The sequence below is a fragment of the Cellulomonas dongxiuzhuiae genome (assembly GCF_018623035.1).
Lineage (GTDB): Bacteria > Actinomycetota > Actinomycetes > Actinomycetales > Cellulomonadaceae > Cellulomonas > Cellulomonas dongxiuzhuiae.
Window position 1 is genome coordinate 2,049,542 of sequence record NZ_CP076023.1, and the last position, 17,576, is coordinate 2,067,117.

Genomic DNA, 17,576 nt, shown 5'->3' on the forward strand with positions numbered 1-17,576 from the left:
ACCGAGGACACCGTGCTGAGGATCGCCGTCCCCAACAAGGGCTCCCTGTCGGAGCCCGCCTGCGACATGCTCCGCGAGGCCGGCTACCGCCAGCGCCGCGACTCCCGCGAGCTGGTCCTGCCCGACCCGGACAACGACGTGGAGTTCTTCTTCCTGCGTCCGCGCGACGTCGCCGTGTACGTCGGCGCCGGCACGGTCGACGTGGGGATCACCGGTCGCGACCTGCTCATCGACTCCGCGTCGTCCGCGGTCGAGCACCTCCCGCTCGGGTTCGCCCGCTCCACGTTCCGGTTCGCCGGCACCGCAGGAACCCTCACGGACGCGCGGCAGGTCGCCGGGCTGCGGGTCGCGACCTCGTACTCCGAGCTCGTCGCCGCCTACCTGCGCGAGCGTGGCATCGAGCCCGCGGCCGTCGTGCGCCTCGACGGTGCCGTCGAGTCCGCGATCCGGCTGGGCGTCGCGGACGTCATCGCCGACGTCGTGGAGACCGGGTCGACGCTGCGCGCCGCCGGGCTCGAGGTCTTCGGCGAGCCGATCCTGCGCTCCGAGGCCATCCTGGTGCGCCGGGCCGACGTCGACCAGCCCGTCGGGCTCGACATCCTGACGCGCCGCCTGCAGGGCGTGCTCACGGCCCGCGAGTACGTCCTCATGGACTACGACGTGCCGCTCGAGCTCGTCGAGCAGGCCGTCGCCATCACCCCCGGCCTGGAGTCCCCGACGGTGTCGCCGCTGCACAACGGCCAGTGGGCCGCCGTGCGCGCCATGGTGCCGCGCAGCCAGACCAACCGCGTCATGGACTCGCTGTACGACGTCGGCGCGCGCGCGATCCTCGTGACCTCGATCCTGGCCTGCCGGATCTGACATGACGGCCGCCGACGACCTCGCCGCCCCGTTCCGGCCCCGCCTCGCGCGGGTCGTGACGATCGCCGTGGCGGTCGTGGTCCTCGCGCTCACGCTGGTGCTCGTCACGACGATGCCCGGCCTGGCGACGCTCGACAAGACCGGCTTCGTGCTGTTCGCGCTGCTCATCGCGTGGTTCTGCTGGCGGCAGGCGTCCGTGAGCGCGGTCCCGGACGACACCGGCCTGCGCGTGCGCAACCTGCTCATCACCACGCACGTCACGTGGGCGCAGATCGTGTCCGTGCGCTTCGGCCAGGGACGTCCCTGGGTGCAGCTCGACCTCGCCGACGGCGACACGCTGGCCGTCATGGGCGTGCAGCGGGCCGACGGTCAGCGCGCCGAGCAGGAGGCGCGCCGGCTCGCGACCCTCATCGCCCGACGCACCGCGACCATCCGCGACGACTGACGCTCGCGCGGGACGTCAGGCCACGGTCACCGCGTGCGCACCGGCCACCGCCGCCGCGAGGAACGCCGCCGGGTCGGCGTCCAGGCCACGGCCCATGGTCGACAGCCGCACCGGGCACGTCCGCAGCGCGTCGAGCAGCTCCGTGCCCGCCGCCCCCGTCGTGGCCGTGTGGCGGCCCTGCGGCACCGCGAGCGCGGCGGCCTGACCCGCGACGCGGTCCGAGAGGGCCGACCAGGCGGCACCGTCGGGATCCGCAGTGAGGTCCTGCGGCGTGCCCGGCAGGTCGGGGGAGAAGACCGGGACGACCACGTCCGCGGGGGACAGCGCGACCCGTCCGTACGCCGTCAGCGAGTGGTGCGAGACGCCGAGGTGCCGCTCGCGCGGATCGGCCCCCGAGACGCGCAGCGACGCGACAGGACGCCCCCCGAGCACCCCGGCGGCGTTGAGCGCCTCGCCCGCGGCGACGCCCGAGAACCCCCACCGGGTGCCGGTGCCGAGGTTCCCGGGACCCTGTGCGACCACCACGAGGTCCGCGCCGACGACGTGCCGCGCCGCGAGCAGGCCCGTGTGGACCGTGACCGCCTCGAGGTCCCCCCCGAACGCCTGCCCGGTGGTGACGCACGCGGAGATCCACCCGGCGGTCCGCAGCGCGTCGACCGCGCGCGAGAACCAGGCGGGCAGCGCGCCCCCGTCGGTCATCACGTACGCCACGCGCGGTGCCGGCACGCCCAGCTGCGCCGCGGCCGCACGGGCTCCCGCGATCACCGCGGGCACCGCCGAGTGCAGGTCCGCGACGACGACCGGCAGCCCCGCGAGGTCGTCGGCGTCCCGCAGGACGTCGTGGTGCGGCGACTCCTGGTCGTCGACGCCGAGCACCATCGCCTGCAGCGGCGTGTACCGGGCCTTGACCAGGTGACCGGGCCCGGGCAGCGGGTCGGGGACGAGCACGTCGGTGCGTGCCACCACGAGCGCGTAGCCGCCCGTGCCCAGGCCGCGCAGCAGGGCCGTGGCGTTGAGCAGCACGTGCGCGCCGGGCACGACCTCGCCCACCAGGTGCGGGTACGACAGTGCGCGGACCGTGCGCTCCTCACCGTCGAGCACCACCGTCGACTCGCACGCGCCGTCCCACCGGGCCCGGCACTCCGTCACCACTCCCGCACGCCATGCGATCACGCGCCCACGCTACCGGCGTGCCGTGCGCCGTCCGCGCCCGTGGCGGGGGCCGCGGCGACTACCGTGGTGATCGATGCCCCCCGCGATCCCGCCCGCCGAGCGCCTGCTCAACCTCGTCATCGCCCTGGTGAACACTCCCGGCCGCATGACGAAGGAGCAGGTGCGCACCTCCGTGGCCGGGTACGGCGACGCCCGGTCCGACGAGGCGTTCGAGCGGATGTTCGAGCGTGACAAGGACACCCTGCGCGAGCTCGGCATCCCCGTGCTGACCGTGACGCACGCCGGGCACGGTGACGACATCGGGTACCGCATCGACACAGCCACCTGGTCGCTGCCGCCCATCGAGCTGACGGCCGCCGAGCTCGGCGTGCTGGCGCTGGCCGCGCAGGTGTGGCAGGACCAGTCGCTGCGGGCCGACTCGACGCGCGCGCTGACCAAGCTGCGCGCGGTGGGCACGGCCCCCGAGGCGCACGACCTCGTGGCCGGGCTGGCACCGCGCGTGCGTGCCGGTGGCGACGCGTTCGCGCCGCTGGTGGACGCCGTGCAGAACCGCCAGGCCGTGCGCTTCACGTACCACGCGGCGACCACCGGCGAGGTGCGCGAGCGGCGCGTCGAGCCGTGGAAGCTGCTGGCGCGCCGCGGCGGGTGGGTGCTGCTCGCGCGGGACCGTGACCGCGGCGCGAGCCGCTCCTTCCGGCTCAGCCGCATCCGCGGCACGGTCCGGCCCGTGGGGACGCCGGGCGGGTTCGAGCCACCGACCTCGCAGGAGCTGGCCGACGCGTCGCGCGCGTGGGTCGGCGACGGCCCGGAACGCACGGCGCTGCTCGCGGTGACGCCGCAGCGGGCGGGGGCCCTGCGGGCGCGGGCGACGCCCGTCCCGTCCGACGTCGCCCTGCCGACCGGCGCCGACGTGGTCCTACGGAACCGGGACCTCGTGGCCGTGCCCTACCGCCTGCACTGGGAGCTCGCCGAGGAGCTCGTCGGCTACGGCGACGCGGTCGTCGTGCTCGACCCGCCGCAGGTCCGCGACGCGGTCGTCCGGATGCTGCGCGTCGCGGCGACCCTCGACAGGCTCCCGCGGGTGACGGGCGAGCGGGCGTTCGCACGCCCCGCCGAGGCCGGTCCCGACGTCGAGGAGGCCCGGGGTGCCTGAGCGCGCGAGCGACCGCCTGGTGCGGATGCTGGGGATGATCGCCTACCTCGAGCGCCACGAGGACGTCCCCGTCGAGCAGGTCGCAGCCCAGTTCGGCGTCACGCCCGAGCAGGTCATGGCCGACGTCGACACGCTGTGGGTCACCGGCACGCCCGGCTACCTGCCAGACGACCTCATCGACTTCGACGCCTCCTCCTACGAGCAGGGCGTCGTCCGGCTCACCGAGGGCCGCGGCGTGACGCGACCGCTGCGCCTGGGCCCCCGCGAGGGCGTCGCGCTGCTGGCCGCGTTGCGCTCGCTCACGGCCCTGCGTCCCGCGCTCGACGCGGAGCGCGCGGCCGCGCTCGACTCGGTGCTCGCCAAGGTGCAGGCCGCGACCGGTGACGCCGCCGCGGGCGTCCCCGTGGACGTCGAGCTGCAGGTCGGTGCCGTGCCGGCGGTGGCCGCCGCGATCGGTGCGGCGCTCACGGGCCGTCGCCGCCTGCGCCTGCGGTACGTCGACGCCTCCGACGTCCTCACCGAGCGCGACGTCGACCCGGTCCGCCTCGTCAGCCAGGACGAGCACTCCTACCTGCTGGCGTGGTCGCTGGCCGCCGACGCCGAGCGCAAGTTCCGGGTCGACCGGATCGTCGAGGCGACCGTCCTGGACGCACCGGCGGACGACCACCCGCTCGCCGACGACGCCGACGTCTTCCAGCCCGACCCGTCGGGCGAGCTCGTGACCGTGCGGCTCGCGGGCCGCGCCCGCTGGGTCGCCGAGTCCGTGCCCGTCGAGCGCACGCGCGAGCTGGCCGACGGCATGTTCGAGGTCGACCTGCGCGTCGTGCAGCCCGCATGGTTGCGGCACCTGCTCGTCCAGGTCGCCGACGAGGTGATCGACGTGCGCCCGCCGCACGTCGCGCAGGACACCGCCGGTGCGGCGCGTGCGGCCCTGGAGGCCTACGGACCGCTGCTCGGCACGACGACGGGGGAGGCCTGAGGTGCTCTGGTTCACGGTGTGGACGGTGCTCGTCCTCGCGACGCTCGCCGGCGCCTTCCTCGTGGGGCGCCGCGTGTGGCGCTCGGGGGTCGCCCTCGCGCACGAGCTGGGCCGTGCCGGTGACGTCGCGGCGCAGCTCTCGCAGCGTGCGGCCGAGCTCGAGGACCAGGCGCGTGCGGCGCACGTCGCGCAGCGGCCGGCCCTCGGCGCCGACGTCGAGGAGCTGGGCGCCCGCGTCGAGCAGCTGCGGGCCGTCCGGCGCGACCAGCGCGCGCGGCGCCGCGAGCGGCACCGCAGCACCGTGGCCGACGCCGCGACGCGCTGGCTCGGCTGACGCCTCGCGGCACGTCCCGCGCCCAGCTCCCTGGGTGGCGCACGACCTCGCGACCGCGGCGCACGACGTACACTCACGGGCGCAGGACACATCGGATCGCGGAGGGGTCGTCATGCTCAGGAACGTCAGCGCCTGGCACGTGATCGTGGTCCTGGTGGTGGTCCTGCTGCTGTTCGGGGCGAACCGGTTGCCGGGCCTGGCGAAGAGCATCGGCCAGTCCATGAAGATCTTCAAGAACGAGATCAAGGACCTGTCGGACGACGGCCGGCGTGACGACTCGACCACGACCACCGGCACCACCGCGACGGGCGCCACGGCTCCGGACCCCGTGACCGGCCAGGGCGGCGGCACCGACGTCCCGCCCCCGCCGGTACCGCCCGCCCCGCCGCGTCCCTGAGCCGCACGTGAGCCGCACGTCCCGTCGTGTCGCCGACCCCGACGGCCGCATGCCGCTGCGCGAGCACCTGCGCGAGCTGCGCCGCCGGACCGTGCTCATCGCGCTCGGCCTGGTGGTCGGCGCCGTCGCGGGCTGGCTGCTGTACGAGCCGGTGTTCGACCTGCTCCAGCAGCCCATCCTCGACGCGGCCGACAGGCGGGGGCCGAGGGTCTCCCTGAACTTCCTGGGCGTGGCGACCGCGTTCGACGTCCAGGTCAAGATCTCCCTGTTCCTGGGCGTGCTGTTCAGCGCCCCCTGGTGGATGTACCAGCTGTGGGCGTTCATCACCCCCGGTCTGACGTCCAAGGAGCGCAGGTACGCGGTCGGGTTCCTCGCCGCCGGCGTGCCGTTGTTCTTCGCCGGCGCCGCGCTCGCCTGGTGGGCGGTGCCCAACGCGGTGCACCTGTTCATCGACTTCGCCCCGGACAGCACGACCAACTTCGTGGACGCCCAGCTCTACCTGGGCTTCGTGATGCGCGTCGTCCTCGCCTTCGGCCTCGGGTTCCTCCTGCCCGTCGTGATGGTGGCGCTCAACTTCGCGGGCGTCGTGCGCGCCCGCACCTGGCTCGCCGCATGGCGCTGGGCGGTCCTGGTCGCGTTCGTGTTCGCCGCGATCGCGACCCCCACACCGGACGTCGTCACGATGCTGGCCGTCGCGATCCCCATCTGCCTGCTGTTCTTCGCCGCGCTCGGCGTCTGCCTGCTGCACGACCGGGGGATCGACCGCAGGCTCGTCGCCCAGGGGCTGCCGCGCCTCGACGGGACCATGGCCGACGACGGTGCCGAGCGGACGACCGACACCGCACCGGGCGCCGGGTGAGCACGCTCGGCCTCGTCGTCAACCCCGCCGCCGGCACGGGCCGCGGCACGAGCGTCGGACGCCGCGCCCACCGCCTGCTGAGCCGCGCCGGGCACGACGTCCACGACCTGTCCGCCCCGACCCTCGCCCAGGCCACCGACCGGGCGCGCCAGGCCGCCACCGCGGGCCTGGACGCCCTCGTCGTCGTCGGGGGCGACGGCATGGTGCACCTCGGCGTCGGGATCGTCGCCGGCACACCGCTCCCGCTCGGCATCGTCGCCGTCGGCACCGGCAACGACGTCGCGCGCTCCCTCGGGCTGCCACGCGGCGACGTCGACCGGGCCGTGGCGGTCGTCGACCGCGCGCTGCGCACCGGACCACGCGACGTCGACGCCCTGCGCGCCGGCCCGCTCGACGGCAGCACCGTGCGGTGGTGCGCGGGCGTCCTGTCCTGCGGGCTCGACGCCGCGGTCAACGCGCGCGCCAACGCCCTGACCTGGCCGCACGGGCACGCCCGCTACCTGCGGGCCCTGGTGCCCGAGCTCGCCGCGTTCCGCCCCTACGGCTACCGCGTCCGCGTCGACGACACCACGTGGGAGTCCGCCGGGACACTCGTCGCCGTCGCCAACACCCCCTGGTTCGGCGGTGGCCTGCCCATCGCACCCGACGCCCGACCCGACGACGGGCTCCTCGACGTCGTGCTGGCCGGCCCCTTCTCCCGCCGGGAGGCCCTCGGGATCTTCCCGCGCATCTACCGGGGCAGGCACGTCGACGACCCGCGCGTGCGCGTCCTGCGCGGCCGGCACGTGGTGGTCGAGGCCGCCCTCGACCTCGGCCCGCCACCGCCGGCCGCGTTCGCGGACGGCGAGCGCGTCGGGGACCTGCCGCTGCTGGTCGAGCTGGTCCCGGGAGCCCTGCGCGTCCTCGGGTGACGCGCCCGCGCGGCGTGCCCCGCGTCGGCGGGCATGCCTAGGGTGACCCCGTGCCCTCACGTCGCCGCAGCACACGCACCGCGACCGGTCCCGCCGCGCCCGGACCGGCCCCCTCCTCGCCGGCCGAGCCGTCGCCCGCCGAGCGCTACGCCGCCTCACGTCGGCGCGCCGCCGCCGACCGCGGCGAGCTCGCCACCTTCCGCGCGCGCCTGGACTTCCCGCTCGACGACTTCCAGGTCGAGGCCTGCGCCGCGCTCGAGCGCGGCAGCGGCGTCCTGGTCGCCGCGCCGACGGGCGCCGGCAAGACGGTCGTGGGGGAGTTCGCCGTGCACCTCGCCCTCGCGGCCGGGCGCAAGGCGTTCTACACGACGCCCATCAAGGCGCTGTCCAACCAGAAGTACGCCGACCTGGCGCGCGTGCACGGCAACGAGCGCGTCGGCCTGCTCACCGGGGACACCACCGTCAACGGCGACGCCGACGTCGTCGTCATGACGACCGAGGTGCTGCGCAACATGCTGTACGCCGGCTCCGCCGCCCTGGACGGGCTCGGGTACGTCGTCATGGACGAGGTCCACTACCTCGCCGACCGCTTCCGCGGCCCCGTGTGGGAAGAGGTGATCATCCACCTGCCCGACGACGTGCAGCTCGTGTCGCTGTCCGCCACCGTGTCGAACGCCGAGGAGTTCGGCGACTGGCTCGCGACGGTCCGCGGCGACACGACGGTCGTGGTCAGCGAGCACCGCCCGGTGCCGCTCGGTCAGCACGTGCTCGTCGGCGACCGCCTCCTGGACCTGTACGCGGGCCACGTCGATCCCACCGCGCCCGGTGTCGACCCGCCCATCAACCCGGACCTGACGCACCTGCTGCGTCGCCAGCCACCCGGCGACCGCGAGCGCCGCGGTCCGCGCGACCGCGGCGAGCGTGGCCGCGGCGGTCACCGGCCCGCCACCGGGGTGCGACCCGTGCCACGGTTCGTCGTCGTCGACGAGCTCGCACAGGCCGGTCTGCTGCCCGCCATCGTGTTCATCTTCTCCCGCCTCGGCTGCGAGGCGGCCGTGCAGCAGTGCCTGACGGCCGGCGTGCGCCTCACGACGCCCGCCGAGCGGGCCGACATCCGGCGGGTCGCCGAGGAGCGGTGCTCCGCCATCCCGCCCGAGGACCTCGAGATCCTGGGGTACGACGCGTTCGTCGAGGCCCTCGTGCGGGGGGTGGCCGCGCACCACGCCGGCATGCTGCCGCTGTTCAAGGAGACCGTCGAGGACCTGTTCTCGCGCGGCTGGGTCAAGGTCGTGTTCGCCACCGAGACGCTCGCGCTCGGCATCAACATGCCGGCCCGCTCGGTCGTGCTCGAGAAGCTCGTCAAGTGGGACGGCAGCGCCCACGTCGACGTCACCCCGGGGGAGTACACCCAGCTCACCGGACGTGCCGGGCGTCGGGGCATCGACACCGAGGGGCACGCCGTCGTCGTCGCGCACGGCGCACTGGACCCCGTGCAGCTCGCCGGCCTGGCGTCGCGCCGCCTGTACCCGCTGCGCTCGTCCTTCCGGCCCACCTACAACATGGCCGTCAACCTCGTCGCACAGGTCGGCCGCGAGCGCGCGCGCGACGTCCTGGAGACGTCCTTCGCGCAGTTCCAGGCCGACCGCGGCGTCGTCGGGCTCGCGCGCCAGGCGCAGACGCACGCCGAGGCGCTCGAGGGCTACGCCGAGGCGATGTCCTGCCACCTGGGGGACTTCGGCGAGTACATGACCCTGCGGCGGGCGATCACCGAACGCGAGCGCGGCCTGGCACGGACGGAGGCCGCGACCCGGCGCGCCGACGTGACGCGCACGCTCGAGGGGCTGCACGCCGGCGACGTCGTGGAGATCCCCGGCGGGCGTCGCGCGGAGCACGCCGTGGTCGTCGACCCGGGCGGCAAGGGCGGGTTCGACGGGCCGCGGCCCACCGTCCTGACCACCGACCGGCAGATCCGCCGGCTGACCGTCGCCGACGTCGGGACCGGCCTGCGCACCGTGGGCCGGCTCAAGGTGCCCGCCCGGTTCGAGGTGCGCGTACCGGCGGCCCGCCGCGACCTCGCGGCTCGGCTCCGGTCACGGCTCGACGAGCTCGACCTGACCCCGGCACCCGCGCGCGGCGGGGGACGGCGTGCGGAGCGCAGGTCGGCCGCCGCCGACGACGCCGAGCTCGAGTCGCTGCGGCGCGACCTGCGCGCGCACCCGTGCCACCGGTGCCCCGACCGGGAGGACCACGCGCGGTGGGCCGAGCGCTGGGCGCGGCTGCGCGACGAGCACGCCGCGCTCGTGCGCCGGATCTCGGGACGCACGGGGTCGATCGCGGCCGTGTTCGACCGCATCTGCGACGTGCTGCGCACGCTCGGCTACCTCACGACGGACGAGTCCGGGGCGCTGCGCGTCACGCAGGACGGCGGCTGGTTGCGCCGCCTCTACGCCGAGAACGACCTGGTCCTGGCGGAGTGCCTGCGCCGCGGCGTGTGGGAGGAGCTCGACGCCCCCGGGCTCGCGGCCGCCGTCTCCACGATCGTGTACCGCTCGCGGCGCGACGACGACACCGAGGCACGGGTGCCCGGCGGGCCGGACGGCAGGCTGGGGCGCGCGCTCGACGCCGCGGTGCGAGCGTGGTCGGAGCTCGAGGACCTCGAGCACGGTGCGCGCCTCGAGACGATCCAGCCGCTCGACCTGGGTCTCGTCGAGCCGATCCACCGGTGGGCCGCGGGCCGCAGCCTCGACGCCGTGCTGCGGGGGTCGGACCTCGCAGCGGGCGACTTCGTACGCTGGTGCAAGCAGGTCATCGACGTCCTCGACCAGATCTCGGGGGCGGCGCCGACGGCGCGGCTGCGGACCACGGCCGACCGCGCGGTGACCGCGCTGCGGCGCGGGGTGGTGGCGTACTCGGCCGTGTGACCCGCGCTGCGCACAGCCGTGCGGCCCCGTGCGAGCCGGACACCCGTCCGGCGCCGGGGGCGTCACCCGTCCGGGGGCCCTATCGTGGACCGATGTGACCTCGACCCTCTACCGGCACGGTGTCGTGCACTCTCCCGCCGACCCCTTCGCGGAGGCGCTGCTCGTCGAGGACGGTGTCGTCGCCTGGATGGGCTCGGACGACACCGCCGACGGTCTCGTCGCCGGTGTCGACGAGGTCGTCGAGCTGCAGGGCGCCCTCGTGGCCCCGGGGTTCGTCGACGCGCACGTGCACCTGCTCGAGACGGCCCTGGCCGCCGACGGGCTCGACCTGACGCCGGCCGGCGGAGCGGTGAGCATGGCCGCGGTGCTCGACGCGGTCGCGCACGTCGCCGCGGCGCGCGGCGCGGGCGACCGCCGAATCGTGCACGGCACCGGGTGGGACGAGGGCGCGTGGCCCGAGGGACGGCCACCGACCCGTCACGAGCTCGACGCCGCGGGGCAGGGCCTGCCGGTGTACCTCGCGCGCGTCGACGTGCACTCCGCGGTGGTCTCCAGCGCACTGGCCGACCTCGCAGGCCTGCGGGACCTGCCCGGCTGGTCGGACGACGGCCGGGTGACCGGCGGCGCGCACCACGCCGCGCGCGACGTGGCCCGCGCGGTGACCGCGGGGGAGCGCACCGCCCTGTACCGCACCGCGCTGGCGAAGGCGGCCGCGGCCGGCATCGTCTCGGTGCACGAGCAGTCGGCGCCGCACGTCGACACCCGCGACGGCCTGCGCGAGCTCCTGGCCACGACCGCGGACGCCGCGTCCGGTCTGCCGCTGGTCGTCGGCTACCGCGCCGAGGCGTGCGTCACCGTGGACGACGCCCGCGCGCTGCTGGCCGACCTTCCCGGGCTGACGGGCATCGGCGGCGACCTCAACGTCGACGGCTCGATCGGCTCGCGGACCGCCGCCCTGCGCAAGCCGTACGCCGACGCACCGGGCACGTCCGGAACGCTGCACATGTCGGCCGAGCAGATCGCGAACCACGTCACGGCGGTGACACGGGCCGGGAGCCACGCGGGCTTCCACGTCATCGGCGACCGCGCCCTGGACGAGCTGCTGCTGGGCCTGCGGACCGCCGCGGACGTCGAAGGCACCGCGGCGATCGCCGCGGCGGGACACCGCGTCGAGCACGCCGAGATGGTCGACGCCCACTCGCTGGCGCAGATCGTGCTGCTCGGTCTGCGGCTGTCCGTCCAACCGGCGTTCGACATCGCCTGGGGCGGCCCCGACGGGATGTACGCCACCCGGCTGGGTCGCGGCCGCGCGGCGGCGATGAACCCCTTCGCCGACCTCGCCGCCGCCGGGGTGCCCCTCGCGCTGGGGTCCGACGCACCGGTCACGCCGTTCGACCCGTGGGCCGGTGTGCGCGGCGCGTCGGCGCACCACGAGGCCGACCAGCGCATCTCGGTGCGCGCGGCCTTCCGCGCCGCGACGCGCGGCGGGTGGCGCCTCGCGGGGCTCGACCACAGCGGCGCGGGTGAGCTGCGCGTGGGCGCACCCGCGCACCTGGCCGTGTGGCAGGCCGAGCACCTCGTCGTGCAGGCCTCGCGCACGTCGTCGTGGAGCGCCGACCCGCGCGCGGGCAGCCCTCTGCTGCCCGACCTGGGCCCCGACGAGCCCGCCCCGCGCTGCCTGCGCACCACGCGCGCGGGCGTCGTCCTGCACGACGTGCTCGGCTGAGGCGCGCCGCCCGCCGGGCGCGGGCGCGGGGGCGGGTGAAAAACGCCACGTTCCCCGCACCGCGGCGAAACGTCCAAGACGCCCCGAATCGCGACACGCGGGCGACACGCCGGGTGAGGCGATCCCTGAGCGGACGAAGCGGACGCACTGGCCTGCGTCGATCTCGCTGACCAGCCCGGACGCGCCCTTGACAGGGTGGGTGAGCGGGGTAGTTTCGCAGTGGCCCGTCGTTGCGGGCACCGGAGGGGGACCCACACGTACCGCTGACCGGTGTCGCACGGTCCGAGCTCCGACCGGGTCCGCGCGCTCAACAGAAAACGGCAGGCCTCGTCCTCGCCGGTACGAAGGGCGCGCGGGCCGGTCGGTCGGGCCGGCCGTGCGGTCCGGCGGCGACCCGGCAGCGGCGGGAGCGGTAGGTCCACCCTGCTGACGTACCCTGCTGCGGTGCCCCTCCCACCGTCCGCCCGCTGGCTGACGCTCGTCCTCGCCGCCGCGGGGGGCTGGATCACCCGGCTCGCTTTCCCCGATCCGGGGTGGTCGCCCCTGGCCCCCGTCGGCATCGCGCTGCTGTACCTCGCGCTGCGCCGCGACTCCGCCCGCTGGAACGCCCTTGTGGGGCTCGTGTGGGGCCTGACGTGCTTCGGACCCATGATCACCTGGGCCGACGACGCCGTCGGACCCGTGCCCTGGCTCGCGCTGACGGTCCTCGAGGCGTCCTACGTCGCCCTGTTCGGCGCGGCCTGGGCGTGGGCACGCCGCGGGCACGCCGTGTGGCGCAGCGGGTGGTGGCAGCTCCTCGCGTTCGTGCTGCTGTGGGTGGCGGCGGAGGAGCTGCGCTCGGCGTGGCCCTTCGGGGGGTTCCCGTGGGGCAGGCTCGCGTTCTCCCAGGCCGACTCGCCGCTCGGGGCGTTCATGTGGCTGGGCGGCACACCGCTGCTCAGCGCGGTCGTCGCAGCGCTCGGGGTGCTGCTCGCGCGGGCCGCGCTTGCAGCCCGGCAGCTGCGCCTGGGACGCACCGTGGGTGCGCTTGCCGCGGCCGGTGCGCTCGTCGTGGCGTCGCTGCTGATCCCGCTCGACACCGTCGCCCAGAACGGCACGCTGCGCGTCGGCGCCGTGCAGGGCAACGTGCCCGAGCCGGGGCAGCTCGACGCGTTCGGCGAGCGACGCCAGGTCCTCGACAACCACGTGGCCGGGACGCGCGCGCTGCTGGACCGGGTCGGGCCGGGCGAGCTGGACGTCGTCCTGTGGCCCGAGAACGGCACGGACATCGACCCGCAGGTCGACGAGGAGGCCGCCCGCCTCATCGACGGCGTCGCGCAGGAGGTCGCCGCACCGATGCTCGTGGGCACCGTGCAGTACCCGGACACCGGCGGGCGCTACAACACGGCGGTGCTGTGGCAGCCGGGTGTCGGACCGGTGGCGACGTACTCCAAGCAGCGCCCCGCGCCGTTCGCCGAGTACATCCCGATGCGCTCGCTCGTCCGGCACTTCTCCGACGCGGTCGACCTCGTCACGCGCGACATGCTGCCCGGGACGGAGCCGGGGATCGTGCCGGTGGACTCGCCACGGCTGGGCCGCACCGTCGTCCTCGGCGACGTCATCTGCTTCGAGGTGGCCTACGACGCGATCGTGCGCGAGGCGGTCGCCGAGGGCGGCGAGCTGTTGGTCGTGCAGACGAACAACGCGTCCTTCGGCTGGTCGGACGAGTCCACCCAGCAGCTCGCGATGTCACGGCTGCGTGCCATCGAGCACGGCCGGGCAACCGTCCAGATCTCGACCGTCGGTGTCAGCGCGATGATCGCGCCGAACGGGGCCGTCCTGCAGCGCACGGAGCTGTTCACGGCGGACCAGATGGTCGCGACGCTGCCGCTGCGGGAGTCCCTGACCCCGGCGACGCGCGCGGGGGAGTGGCCGGCGCTCACGGTCGACGTGCTCGCGGTGTGGATCGTCCTGGCGGGCATGGTGGGGGCGGCGCGGCGGCCCCGCGACGAGCGTCCCGACGGTCCGGCCTGAGCCGACCGGCCGGACCCGTCCGGCACCGGGCAGCACGACGCCCCGGTGGCGGACCACCAGGGCGTCGTCGCAGCACCAGGAACGTGCGGCAGGGTCAGGCGCTGCGGCGCAGCTTGCCCGCGCGCAGCAGGCCCAGACGCTCGTCCAGCAGCTCCTGCAGCTCGTTGACCGTCCGCCGCTCCAGGAGCATGTCCCAGTGCGTGCGCGGCGGCTTGCCCGCCTTGGCCTCCGGCTGCGCCGCGTCCCGCAGCAGCGCCTCGGCGCCGCACCGGCACTCCCACACCAGGGGGACGTCCGCCTCGACGGAGAACGGCAGGATGATCGTGTGCCCGTTGGGGCAGTCGTAGTGAGCCTGAAGACGAGGGGCGAAGTCGACGCCGTCCTCGGTCTCCATGCTGTGGGACCCGATGCGCATGCCGCGCAGGGACCTGTTGGCCATGGTGGACCTCCGTGCCGTGTCGTCCCGGTGGCTCGAGCGTGCGAGTCCCGCCGGATCGTGAGTCGAATCGTTACTACCTGACAGTCCAACGTGGCCGGGCACCCCGATGTTCCGGCCTGCCGTGAAGGTCTGGTGAACACACACTTTGACAGCAACGCAGGCCCGTCGCGCGCCAGGACGGGGGAGTCGCGGCCGATCCACCCGGATTTGGTCCGCACGGTGGTCCGGTCGGGTGGCGCCGCGCGTCAGGGTCATCACCCGTGCCTAGGGTGGTGCGCATGACCATGACCTTCCGCCGTCTCGGCGACAGCGGCCTGACCGTCTCGACGGCCGGCCTGGGGTGCAACACGTTCGGTGCCACGCTCGCGCCCGAGCAGGTGGGTGACGTCGTCGGGGCGGCGCTCGACGCGGGCGTCACGCTCTTCGACACCGCCGACGTGTACGGGGGAGTGCCCGGGCAGAGCGAGGAGCTCCTGGGGGCCGCGCTCAAGGGCCGGCGCGACGACGTCGTCATCGCGACCAAGTTCGGGCTGGACGTCGGTGGTCTCAACGGTGCCGACTGGGGCGCCCGCGGGTCCCGCCGCTACGTCCGACGCGCGATCGAGGGGTCGCTGCGCAGGCTCGGGACGGACCACGTCGACCTCTACCAGCTCCACAGCCCTGACCTCGCGACCCCCGTCGAGGAGACGCTCGCGGCCCTGCACGAGCTCGTCGTCGAGGGCAAGGTCCGCTACCTCGGGTCGTCCAACCTCGCCGCCTGGCAGGTCGTCGACGCCGACTGGACCGCCCGCACGGCGGGCACGTCCCCGTTCGTCTCCGCGCAGAACCGGTACAACCTGCTGGACCGGGGGATCGAGGCCGACCTCGTCCCTGCCGCCGAGCACGTGGGCGTCGGCATCCTGCCCTACGTGCCGCTCGCCTCCGGTCTGCTGACCGGCAAGTACCGGCGCGGTGCGCAGGCACCCGACGGCAGCCGGCTGTCGCGCATGCCGCACCGGCTCGCCGCCGCCGACTTCGACCGGATCGACGCCCTCGCCGCGCTGGCCGACACGTGGGGCGTCGACCTGCCCACCGTCGCCCTGGGCGGCCTGGCGGCGCAGCCCGCCGTCGCGTCGATCATCTCCGGCGCGCGCACCCCCGAGCAGGTGCGGGCCAACGTCGCGTCCGCCCTGTGGGAGCCGACGCTCGAGCAGCTCGCCGCGATCGACGACGCCGCACCGGGACCCGTCTGACAGGGCTGCGAGCACGTTCACCGCGCGAGCACACGTGCCCGGTGCTCGCCGATCGCGACGACCGCGCAGACACGCACGCCCAGGTCGTCGCACGCCACCCGCAGCGCGTGCTCCCACGCCCGTTCGAACGCACCACGGTCACCGCCCGCGGCGCGCACAACCGCTACGGCGATCGCGCCGCCCGGGGCGTCGTGCGCCAGGATGTCGCCCAGCGCGACGACCACCTGGCGCACCTGCGCCGTGTCGGGCTGCAGCGGGATCCCGACCAGCGGCAGCACGGCCGGGAGCATCATGCCCGCGGCGTCGAGCAGCACGAGCCACAGCGCCGGTGGCCCCGCGCGCTCCGGGCCCACGAGCGACAGCATGACGTCGAGGATGTCGTCGACGTCACGCAGCGGGTGCACCGGCAGCGCCGGCAGGTCGTCGTCCGGCCCCGGGGCGGCCCATCCGGAGGAGTCGTCGCTGTCCATGGTCCGAGCGTGGCGGCGAGCGCTCCGCCGGCGGCGGTCCCGCGGGCGATCTGTGGGTGATGCGTTCCGCCGTCCAGCCTGTGGTCGGCTCATCGCCGGCGACGCGGCGTCAGCGAGGTGCAGGACGCGCGCACGTGCCGGTGCGCGTCGTGCAGGACGCACCCGCGCTGGAGGTCCGACGGACCCCTTCCGGCGCACGTCCGCGGTTTGCCGATAATGTACATTATGTCAGAACACGCCTCGCGCGCCCCCCTTCCGGGTGGCGGGACGCGTGCCGCCACCCCGACGCGCACGGTCGACGCCGCGCCGGGTGAGGCACCCCGCCGACGCACGCGGTCGGCGCCCGCGCGCAGGCACGCGGGCACCGACCCGCCACTGTGGCCCCTCGCCAGGTCCACCCGTACGATCGGGCGAGGTCACGGACGATGACGACCGTCCGGCGCCTGTCAGTCGCCACCCGCACCCGAAGGAGGGCTTCATGCCTGCCCAGTGCTCCCCCGCCCCCCGAGGCCTCGGACGCCTCGCGACGACGACGTCGTCGAGGTAGCCGCCGTGGACATGCAGCACCTGCCGGCGACCGCCGTCCACGAGGGCGCGCGCGTGCGCGAGCGTGTGGTCAGCGACTTCACCGCACTGAGCCGCACCGTCGAGGCCGCGGGCCTCCTGCGACGGCGGCACGCGTACTACTGGACGCGGTTCGTCGTCCTGACGCTGCTGCTGGCGGGCCTCGTCACGGCGCTCGTCGTCGGCGGCCCGTCCTGGTGGCAGCTCGTCACCGCGGCCCTGCTCGCGTTCGTGCTGGGCCAGGTGATGTTCCTCGGTCACGACGCCGCGCACCGGCAGATCTTCGACTCCGGGCGCTGGAACGACTGGGCCAGCCTCGTGATCGCCAACCTCTACGCCGGCATGAGCTACGGCTGGTGGCAGCACAAGCACTCGCGCCACCACGCGAAGCCCAACCAGGTCGGTGCCGACCCCGACATCGGCACCGGCGCCCTGGTCTTCCACACCGAGGACCTCAAGGAGCCGCGCTCCGGGCTCGTGGGGTGGTTCACGCAGCGTCAGGGCTGGCTGTTCTTCCCGCTGCTGCTGCTCGAGGGCCTGAACCTGCACATCTCCGGCGTCAAGACCATCTTCGGGCGAGGGCCGGTCAAGCGGCGCCCGGTCGAGATCGCCTTCGTCACCGCCCGCATCGGCGGCTACCTCGCACTCGTGTTCTGGGTGCTGCCTGTCGGCATGGCGTTCGCGTTCCTCGGTGTGCAGCTCGGTCTGTTCGGCCTGTACATGGGCGCCGTCTTCGCCCCGAACCACAAGGGCATGCCGCTGGTCCCCCGCGACGCCCGCATCGACTTCCTGCGCCGGCAGGTGCTCATGAGCCGCAACGTGCGGGGCGGCCGCCTGACCGACCTGTTCATGGGCGGCCTGAACTACCAGATCGAGCACCACCTGTTCCCGAGCATGCCGCGCCCTCACCTGCGCCGCGTGCAGCCGACGGTCCGGGCGTTCTGCGCCGAGCGCGGCATCCCCTACACCGAGACCTCGCTGCTGGAGTCGTACGGCATCGTCATCCGGCACCTCAACGCCGTCGGCCTCGCGGCCCGCGACCCGTTCCAGTGCCCCCTGACGGAGCAGTACCGCTCCGCGCGATGACGCGCGGGTCGCG

The 17,576-nt window shown here is 75.0% G+C and carries 16 protein-coding genes; 13 read left to right on the top strand and 3 right to left on the bottom strand.

The features are described from left to right. The first annotated feature begins 12 nt into the window (after positions 1-12). Both hisG and KKR89_RS09225 read left to right on the top strand, forming a co-directional pair. Entirely contained in the window at positions 13-861 is an 849-nt protein-coding gene (gene hisG / locus KKR89_RS09220; RefSeq protein ID WP_208195085.1) for an ATP phosphoribosyltransferase, read from the top strand. A gap of 1 nt (position 862) precedes the next feature. Beyond that, positions 863-1,306, top strand: coding sequence for a PH domain-containing protein (locus KKR89_RS09225; protein WP_208195086.1), 444 nt, complete (start codon positions 863-865; stop codon positions 1,304-1,306). A 15-nt stretch (positions 1,307-1,321) separates the two neighbouring features. Here the strand turns inward: KKR89_RS09225 and KKR89_RS09230 are convergent, their stop codons facing one another. Then, a complete protein-coding gene (locus KKR89_RS09230) occupies positions 1,322-2,479 on the bottom strand; it encodes a DUF3866 family protein (protein ID WP_208195087.1) in 1,158 nt (385 codons plus the stop codon). A 73-nt stretch (positions 2,480-2,552) separates the two neighbouring features. Here KKR89_RS09230 and KKR89_RS09235 point away from each other — a divergent pair, with 73 nt between their 5' ends. From KKR89_RS09235 to lnt, 9 genes are all read left to right on the top strand, one after another. Next, entirely contained in the window at positions 2,553-3,632 is a 1,080-nt protein-coding gene (locus KKR89_RS09235; protein ID WP_208195088.1) for a helix-turn-helix transcriptional regulator, read from the top strand. Beyond that, entirely contained in the window at positions 3,625-4,611 is a 987-nt protein-coding gene (locus tag KKR89_RS09240; protein ID WP_208195089.1) for a helix-turn-helix transcriptional regulator, read from the top strand. The genes KKR89_RS09235 and KKR89_RS09240 overlap by 8 nt, the downstream gene beginning before the upstream one ends. A gap of 1 nt (position 4,612) precedes the next feature. Continuing rightward, positions 4,613-4,945, top strand: coding sequence for a hypothetical protein (locus tag KKR89_RS09245; protein ID WP_208195090.1), 333 nt, complete (start codon positions 4,613-4,615; stop codon positions 4,943-4,945). 112 nt (positions 4,946-5,057) lie between these two features. Continuing rightward, on the top strand, positions 5,058-5,342 hold the full coding sequence (gene tatA / locus KKR89_RS09250) for a Sec-independent protein translocase subunit TatA (protein WP_208195091.1): 285 nt from the start codon (positions 5,058-5,060) through the stop codon (positions 5,340-5,342). Between the two features lie 49 nt (positions 5,343-5,391). Next, a complete protein-coding gene (gene tatC, locus KKR89_RS09255) occupies positions 5,392-6,201 on the top strand; it encodes a twin-arginine translocase subunit TatC (RefSeq protein WP_208195708.1) in 810 nt (269 codons plus the stop codon). Further along, positions 6,198-7,112, top strand: coding sequence for a diacylglycerol/lipid kinase family protein (locus KKR89_RS09260; protein WP_208195092.1), 915 nt, complete (start codon positions 6,198-6,200; stop codon positions 7,110-7,112). Before tatC ends, KKR89_RS09260 begins: the two co-directional genes overlap by 4 nt. Positions 7,113-7,162: 50 nt before the next feature. Beyond that, positions 7,163-10,033 (top strand): DEAD/DEAH box helicase, encoded by a 2,871-nt coding sequence (locus tag KKR89_RS09265; protein ID WP_208195093.1) that lies wholly within the window; start codon positions 7,163-7,165, stop codon positions 10,031-10,033. A gap of 94 nt (positions 10,034-10,127) precedes the next feature. Beyond that, complete coding sequence (locus KKR89_RS09270; protein ID WP_208195094.1) at positions 10,128-11,759, top strand: amidohydrolase; 1,632 nt, start codon at positions 10,128-10,130, stop codon at positions 11,757-11,759. A gap of 444 nt (positions 11,760-12,203) precedes the next feature. Further along, entirely contained in the window at positions 12,204-13,772 is a 1,569-nt protein-coding gene (lnt, locus tag KKR89_RS09275; RefSeq protein ID WP_208195095.1) for an apolipoprotein N-acyltransferase, read from the top strand. A gap of 94 nt (positions 13,773-13,866) precedes the next feature. Here the strand turns inward: lnt and KKR89_RS09280 are convergent, their stop codons facing one another. Next, the gene (locus tag KKR89_RS09280) at positions 13,867-14,211 is read right to left on the bottom strand and encodes an RNA polymerase-binding protein RbpA (protein WP_208195096.1); all 345 of its coding nucleotides are present in this window, start codon (positions 14,209-14,211) and stop codon (positions 13,867-13,869) included. Positions 14,212-14,495: 284 nt separating this feature from the next. Between KKR89_RS09280 and KKR89_RS09285 the strand changes: the two genes are divergently transcribed. Next, entirely contained in the window at positions 14,496-15,443 is a 948-nt protein-coding gene (locus KKR89_RS09285) for an aldo/keto reductase (RefSeq protein WP_208195709.1), read from the top strand. A 17-nt stretch (positions 15,444-15,460) separates the two neighbouring features. Here KKR89_RS09285 and KKR89_RS09290 read toward each other — a convergent pair whose 3' ends face one another. Further along, complete coding sequence (locus tag KKR89_RS09290) at positions 15,461-15,913, bottom strand: hypothetical protein (RefSeq protein WP_208195097.1); 453 nt, start codon at positions 15,911-15,913, stop codon at positions 15,461-15,463. Between the two features lie 558 nt (positions 15,914-16,471). Here KKR89_RS09290 and KKR89_RS09295 point away from each other — a divergent pair. Next, complete coding sequence (locus KKR89_RS09295) at positions 16,472-17,563, top strand: fatty acid desaturase family protein (RefSeq protein ID WP_208286084.1); 1,092 nt, start codon at positions 16,472-16,474, stop codon at positions 17,561-17,563. Positions 17,564-17,576: the final 13 nt, after the last annotated feature.

What these genes read in the sequence shown, in the direction of transcription:
- KKR89_RS09285 (WP_208195709.1), top strand. Translation starts at nt 14,496, where the DNA reads ATGACCTTCCGCCGTCTCGGCGACAGCGGCCTGACCGTCTCGACGGCC.
- KKR89_RS09295 (WP_208286084.1), top strand. Translation starts at nt 16,472, where the DNA reads ATGCAGCACCTGCCGGCGACCGCCGTCCACGAGGGCGCGCGCGTGCGC.
- tatC (WP_208195708.1), top strand. Translation starts at nt 5,392, where the DNA reads ATGCCGCTGCGCGAGCACCTGCGCGAGCTGCGCCGCCGGACCGTGCTC.
- KKR89_RS09280 (WP_208195096.1), bottom strand. Translation starts at nt 14,211, where the DNA reads ATGGCCAACAGGTCCCTGCGCGGCATGCGCATCGGGTCCCACAGCATG.
- KKR89_RS09225 (WP_208195086.1), top strand. Translation starts at nt 863, where the DNA reads ATGACGGCCGCCGACGACCTCGCCGCCCCGTTCCGGCCCCGCCTCGCG.
- KKR89_RS09290 (WP_208195097.1), bottom strand. Translation starts at nt 15,913, where the DNA reads ATGGACAGCGACGACTCCTCCGGATGGGCCGCCCCGGGGCCGGACGAC.
- KKR89_RS09235 (WP_208195088.1), top strand. Translation starts at nt 2,553, where the DNA reads ATGCCCCCCGCGATCCCGCCCGCCGAGCGCCTGCTCAACCTCGTCATC.
- tatA (WP_208195091.1), top strand. Translation starts at nt 5,058, where the DNA reads ATGCTCAGGAACGTCAGCGCCTGGCACGTGATCGTGGTCCTGGTGGTG.